The 6,527-nt window shown below is 44.7% G+C and carries 8 protein-coding genes; 5 read left to right on the forward strand and 3 right to left on the reverse strand.

Annotated features, from left to right (window positions below; genetic code table 11):
- Positions 1 to 68: 68 nt before the first annotated feature.
- Positions 69 to 518: a hypothetical protein gene (locus C7B77_RS21085; RefSeq protein ID WP_146138430.1), complete on the forward strand. Its 450-nt coding sequence runs from the start codon at positions 69 to 71 to the stop codon at positions 516 to 518.
- Between the two features lie 85 nt (positions 519 to 603).
- Here C7B77_RS21085 and queF read toward each other — a convergent pair whose 3' ends face one another.
- Positions 604 to 1,011, reverse strand: a complete 408-nt coding sequence (gene queF / locus C7B77_RS21090; RefSeq protein ID WP_106309457.1) for a preQ(1) synthase — start codon at positions 1,009 to 1,011, stop codon at positions 604 to 606.
- A 204-nt stretch (positions 1,012 to 1,215) separates the two neighbouring features.
- Entirely contained in the window at positions 1,216 to 1,605 is a 390-nt protein-coding gene (locus tag C7B77_RS21095; RefSeq protein WP_106309460.1) for an OmpH family outer membrane protein, read from the reverse strand.
- 179 nt (positions 1,606 to 1,784) lie between these two features.
- On the opposite strand from C7B77_RS21095, the gene C7B77_RS21100 reads away from it, so the two are divergent.
- The 4 genes from C7B77_RS21100 to cydB all read left to right on the forward strand — a co-directional run bounded on the left by C7B77_RS21100 (position 1,785) and on the right by cydB (position 5,351).
- A complete protein-coding gene (locus tag C7B77_RS21100) occupies positions 1,785 to 1,988 on the forward strand; it encodes a hypothetical protein (protein ID WP_106309463.1) in 204 nt (67 codons plus the stop codon).
- Positions 1,958 to 2,593 (forward strand): hypothetical protein, encoded by a 636-nt coding sequence (locus tag C7B77_RS21105; protein ID WP_106309466.1) that lies wholly within the window; start codon positions 1,958 to 1,960, stop codon positions 2,591 to 2,593. Before C7B77_RS21100 ends, C7B77_RS21105 begins: the two co-directional genes overlap by 31 nt.
- Before the next feature lie 99 nt (positions 2,594 to 2,692).
- Positions 2,693 to 4,135: a cytochrome ubiquinol oxidase subunit I gene (locus C7B77_RS21110; RefSeq protein ID WP_106309469.1), complete on the forward strand. Its 1,443-nt coding sequence runs from the start codon at positions 2,693 to 2,695 to the stop codon at positions 4,133 to 4,135.
- A gap of 202 nt (positions 4,136 to 4,337) precedes the next feature.
- Positions 4,338 to 5,351 (forward strand): cytochrome d ubiquinol oxidase subunit II, encoded by a 1,014-nt coding sequence (gene cydB, locus C7B77_RS21115; RefSeq protein WP_106309472.1) that lies wholly within the window; start codon positions 4,338 to 4,340, stop codon positions 5,349 to 5,351.
- Between the two features lie 395 nt (positions 5,352 to 5,746).
- On the opposite strand, the gene tsaB is transcribed toward cydB, so the two are convergent.
- A complete protein-coding gene (tsaB, locus tag C7B77_RS21120) occupies positions 5,747 to 6,385 on the reverse strand; it encodes a tRNA (adenosine(37)-N6)-threonylcarbamoyltransferase complex dimerization subunit type 1 TsaB (protein ID WP_106309474.1) in 639 nt (212 codons plus the stop codon).
- Positions 6,386 to 6,527: the final 142 nt, after the last annotated feature.

Consider the following 6,527-nt stretch of genomic DNA (forward strand, 5'->3'; position numbering starts at 1 on the left):
TATCTAGATCGTGCTTAACAGCTTGGCTAAATAAGCTAAGATGTGTTGTGTGATGAGAGGTAGGGTAAATGAAATCTTTTAAAATGCAACAGGTGACAACTCTTGCCATGACGATCGCCGCTAGTTTTTTGGTGACAAGCTGTACTAGTACTAAAGTGTCTCAGTGCGCTGACATGATTAAAGTAATCAATCAAACCGTGGTTGATACCAAAGAAACTACCAAGTCTGGCACGACTTTAGACGTGCAAATTGTCGAAAAACTAGTCGATGTTTTTGCTAGAGCAGCCAAGGATATGAGTTCGGTAAATACTGATGATGAAAAACTCAAGACCTATAAAAGTCAGTTTTTATCGATGTATCAAGGCGGTACCGAGATTAACAAACAATTGATAGTTAGCCTCAAAGAACGCAAATCTACCAAAGTTCATGAAGAATTGAAAAAATCCAACAATATTTTCAGCCCCGAACGCGATCTCGCGACAGGACTGACTCAATACTGTCAAACACCCGAAAAGTAATCCGGTTTTGGATTTTGGATTTGCTCGTTACAATTTATGAACCTAATTAAAGCCTAAAGCCTAAAGCCTAATAAATACCTAAACCCTACTTCTCATGTTTGACTTCGACAATCATGTGAACGTTGCCACGCGGTGAAAAATCAGCTCTAACCGTAATCTGGTGTGGGTCGGCTATGCTGACAAAATCATCTAAGATTTGATTGGCAGCTTCTTCATGGGAAATATAGCGATCGCGGTAGCTATTAATATATAGTTTCAATGCTTTAAGTTCGACGACCTTTTGGTCTGGTACATAAATAATCCCGATGGTTGCAAAATCAGGATAACCAGAAAAGGGACATTTACAAGTAAATTCTGGCAAACTGATATCGACGTTGTAACGTCTCCCAATCCGGGGATTGGGAAAAGTAATCAGTTGACCATTAATGATTTCGCGTTCCCCATATTTCATTTCGCTGGGGGTCGTAGCTGATTCTGGATGCGCCTGAGTCATGTAATTGAGTGAATAGTTATCGATAAAGGCTGAGGATATGAATTGCGATCGAATAATTCGATGACCGCTATTTCTTGTCGATACCGATATTTATGTTAGGGCAATGTCTCGACCATAAATATCGGCATGAGAGAAAATTGTTGAGAATCGATTAAGTTATGAAGATGTTAGTTCTACAGATCTAATCTGGCTATGATAACCTAACTAGTTGAGATCGTTGTCACCTTCCCAATCGGCGCAGGTATCGCTATTGCAACCATAAGGATAGATGCCGCAAACTAATAAATTGCCACCATAGACAGTCCCATTATAGTTGATACAGCCCACACAAGCCGGATGTGTTGCGGGATCTGGCATGGGTTTAGTATATACGGGCATATCCCAATTCATTACGCTGGGTTCTTCAAATTCTAATTCGATGTCTTGCCACATTTCGGTCAGCACTTCTTTCAGTTCGTCCCATTGTAAAGTGAGGATTTCCTGAGCTTCGGTGGCAACTTCTTCAACGAATTCTGTGAGTTCGCGACCAAATTCATCAAACAGCGCGGTTAAATCTTTGAACGCGGCGGCGATTTCGTTTTGCCATTCTTCCATAGCGAACACCTAGTAATTGTTGCTCGATCTAAACGTAGATTGTACTCTGCTCCAGGGAGATGAGCGATCGAGTCTCGACATTTAGATACAATTGATACCTAAGCTCAATTCTAGCATTCCCCACGACCGTACTAATTTTGCTATGCGATCGAGATTTTGTATATTTAGTGCCAACTGCGATGAAACTAATTATTTTATTAGCCACAGCCACCTTAGGGATCTGGATCGCCCAGCCAGTTCGGGCGGCGACTACTCGCGAAGTATACAATATTGCTAAGTCAGTGACGGCGCGAATCGATGTCAGCCAAAATGGACAATCGATCGACACACATCGCACACAGTTCAACCCACATTGCGAATCTCAACACCACCAACATCCGTAGGTTGGGTAGAGCAACGCGAAACCCAACATCATCAATATCGATCGAACAAAAGAGTCGAGCGGTTAGTTTGTCTGTTCGCATTAAAAGAGTTGGCATCGCCAACCCTAGATTTCTACGTTTCTCTAGAAGGGAATGGAATCATCAGAACTAGTCAAGTTCCTGTCAATTTTGTGTATGAGTGTGTTGAACTGCGTACAAAAGTCAGAGAAAATTTCCTCGTTCAAGGTATCTATGAACCCAATGGGGAAGTTTATTCTTCCCCCACTGTTACCAGCATAGGGATCGAAAGAGTTGCCAATGCGCCATTTTCCGTCTCTGAGATCGCACCGCTCGAAAATCATTTCATCAAAGTAGGCTCCAATAATTCGACCGAATCTCCAATCACAATCAGTAAAGCTTGCGCGAAAGAAGCAGCCTCTCATCACAGCATATTGCAAATTACACCCACTGAGGGCTGGCATATCACAAAATTCACACCATCACCTCCGACGATCGACCTTGATAACTCTGGTGGGGTTGTTGGGTTTCGCTTTGCTCTACCCAACCTACGGTTTATACAATTTCCCGATCGACCGACGGGTGTTACGGTTGACGAATGGACATAAATGTGCATATTAAATTGGCTCGATCGAGCTTTTCCAGCGCGAAAGTGACTATCATTAAACTAGGTCAAATGAAAATTCAAACCAAATAGCAGGTCAGACATGGATATTTTTTCAAATACCGTCGCCCTCTCGCGAATGCAGTTTGCTTTTACAGCCATTTTTCATATGCTGTGGCCTGTTTTGACAACAGGGATGTCCATCTATCTAGTCATTATCGAAGGACTGTGGCTCAAGACCCGCGACCCGGATTATTACCATCACATCCGCTTTTGGTCGAAGCTGTATATCTTGAACTTTGGGATTGGGGTCGCTACTGGACTGCCATTAGAGTTTCAATTTGGTACTAACTGGGGGCCACTGTCCGAAGCTGTCGGAGATTTTTTTGGCAGCGTGTTAGGGTTTGAAGCTTCGATGGCCTTTATGCTCGAAGCTGGTTTTTTAGGGATTATGATTTTTGGTTGGGGACGAGTTGCGCCACCAATTCACTACATAGCAACCATCATGGTGGCTTTTGGTGCCAACCTGTCGATCTTCTGGATTCTTTCGGCTAATTCTTGGCTGCAAACTCCCGCTGGCGGAGCAATGGTGAATGGAAAGTTTGTCGTGAGCGATTATTTTCAGGCGATTTTGAATCCATTTATGGTCAAAAGTGTCGCTCACATGTTCTTGGCGACGTTAGAGACATCGCTATTTATGATTGGCGGCATTAGTGCATGGTATATCCTTAAAGACCGCCATACTGCCTTTTTTAGTCGCTCTCTTAAAATTATCCTCGCCACAACAATTGCCGTTGCGCCGATTCAAATTTATGCCGGACACCTCAGTGCCGAGCAGGTGGCTTATTATCAACCGACAAAGCTCGCGGCGATGGAATCTAAGTGGGAGAGCAGTCCAGCGGGTCAGCCAGCCGACTGGAGCTTGCTAGCAATTCCTGACGAAGCGAACAACCGCAACTCGTGGGAACTGACGATTCCCAACGGCTTGGGTTATATTTTAGAGTTTCGCAAAAATCTGTCGGTACCCGTACCGGGACTGAATGAATGGGAACGCCAAGATCGTCCCAAAATGGTCGGATTGATTTATTACTCCTTCCGAGTGATGATCGCCATCGGCTTCTTTTTGGCAGCAGTGATGCTGTGGAATGTTATTGAGTGGTATCGGGGCAATCTCTCACCCGACAAGATTGGCGCGCAAAAGTGGCTGATGCGCTTGTGGATGTTTTCGGCACCTTTGGGCTATATTGCGATCGAAGCTGGTTGGGTCGTGCGCTGCGTGGGTCGCCAACCGTGGGTACTTTACGATCGCATTCGCACGGTAGATGGTGTCTCCAATGTCCCGCCAAATAATGTTTTGACCTCCTTAATTTTCTTTATGGTTGTCTACTCGATCTTGTTCGTGACGACGCTTTACTTTGGCAGTCGGATTATCGGTGAAGGGCCGAATCTGGAGTTACCAATCCCTGGTAATGATGGTCTATTTGTAATTAATCCCGAACCCGCCGAATCAGTACCCGATCGCCGACCGATCGAAGCGCAACAGTAGGAGATTAATTATTTTAACCTCAGCGGTTAGAAACCGCTATCTTGACGCGCTAAACCGTCGGGAAACCCGACGAGCGCGCGTCGCTGCTCGGAATGCAAAGTCCGCCTACGCGGACTAACAGATTAGTCCGCGTAGGCGGACTTTGCAACATAAGCGGCGATTTCAATCGCTAGCTTTTTCCAAAGGTCTTGAAGGAGTTTTCATGGACGCATTATTACATTTTCTACCGCAGGTTTGGTTCGTGATTTTGGGCTTGTTTTTGTTCTTGTATGTGATGTTAGATGGCTTCGATTTGGGGGTGGGCATTCTCTCACTCACTAGCTCCGATGAAGAACGACGCGGCCTATTGATGACTAGTTTGGGGAATATTTGGGATGCCAATGAAACCTGGCTGGTCGTGATGGCTGGTGCTTTATTCGGAGCATTTCCATTAGCATACAATACAATTCTCACTGCCTTATATATCCCCATCTTCATGATGATTTTCGGGCTGGTGTTTCGAGCAGTAGCCTTTGAATTTCGCGAACATTCCACTAACAAATTGTTCTGGAATTATGCCTTTGGTTTGGGTAGTTTTCTGGCTGCTCTAGGTCAAGGTTTCGCACTCGGTAGCACGATCGAAGGAATTACAGTCGATGCGGCGGGTCATTTTGCTGGTACGACTTGGGATTGGCTGGATTGGCGATCGATTCTCGTGGCTTTGACTCTCATTCAAGGTTATGTCTTGATCGGCTCGACCTATCTGATCTTGAAAACCGAAGGGGAATTGCAAAAAACTCACTATCGAACTGCCAAAATTGCTACTATTACGACATTTATCGGTGCGGTTTTAATTACGATCGTCACACCCGTCTTTTACGAGACAACGCGGGTACGATTATTTTCAGCACCGATGATCTACATATTTGCAGCGATTCCAGTCCTAGGGTTGTTATTGGTTTACTTGCTGATTAGAAGTATCGATAAGCAAGAAGAAGTCACACCATTTGTCTGGACAATTTTGCTTTTCTTTCTTAGCTTCATCGGTTTAGGTTTAATTATCTTCCCCTATGTAATTCCGACCCAAATCACGATTTATCAGGCTGCGGCTTCGCCTAGTGCTTTGGTATTTATGTTGACATTTATTGGGGTATTGATTCCAATTATGATCTTCTACAACATTTACAACTATGTGGTGTTTCGAGGGAAAGTGGTTACTGGTGCTGAATATAAGTAGATAATTTTAGCGATCGATCTCATTCACTTAACTTTCTAGTGCTTAGTTGGTACCCGCCCTCAAATGAATTTGGGGCTAAGAGCGAAAGTTCGCGTGGCGAACTAAGAACCTTTTCTGTTTAAATATTAATCCACCCTAGCTATTTGCAACGCTGGGGTGTTTTTATTATGGTAATGGGAATAAAATTATACTTTACAAAGTTTAAAAGTAAAAATCTTCCAGTTCACTTCAGTGAACTTGTGCTCTCAGCCCCAAATTCATTTGAGGGCGATTTCAACTAAGCACTATTCTCTCATACCCCTAAGCATCGATAAATAGATAACCAACCACAAGCCATGTTGTCGCAAGCTATCGACTTTTGACGATCGGTGCAAAGATAATGCAAGCTAAATCGCTTACTGATAATCTGTCGGTACTCCCCTAATTACTGGATGTTGCCCGTAAAAAGGTAATGCTTCCGCCCACTGGGGACGCTCTTTGCGATCGTAAGCCATCCGCGCCAACGCAATCACCCCCCGCACGGTCTCCGCCAAATTAGCCGATTGCGGGACGATTTCGTGATGAATGGGCGGCACTTCGGCTAGCTGGGTATCCCAATCTGCTAATGAAAATACTTTATCGGCAACAACAGTCGTCAACTCCTGCCGATCTACACTGCGCCGATAAATAGCTCCAAATACCTCACCACGTTGCGCGGGCATCGAAATCGCCACCACGCCAACTTGTGGTATTTGCCAAGCGATCGCCGCTAAACTAGAAATAGTAAATACAGGTAAATCTAACTGTTGCCCTAATGTCCGTGCTGTCACGACTCCCAGCCGCGTACCCGTAAACCCTCCAGGGCCGCTAGCTGTAGCGATCCAGCCCAAGTCTTGCCACATTTGGGGAGACAGAAAATCGCGAAGGTAGGGATGGAGATAATTAGAAGTTTCTCGTCCTAAATCCCAGGTTTGGCAGCGGACATCATCTGCATTACTACCAATTGCCAGCCCTAATGCTGGGCTGCTCGTGTGCAGTGCCAAACCATATTTCATAAGTTAGTAGGGTGGACAGTGCCCACGATCGATGTTTCAACTATTATCTATTTGTTTGCGGAGTCTAAGAGGATGTTTGAAAAGTCAGGAGAGAGTTAAATTTTATGCCAAACGCCTAACCATGATACGGATCATCGCTAAG

The organism is Chamaesiphon polymorphus CCALA 037 (assembly GCF_003003845.1).
GTDB lineage: Bacteria > Cyanobacteriota > Cyanobacteriia > Cyanobacteriales > Chamaesiphonaceae > Chamaesiphon > Chamaesiphon polymorphus.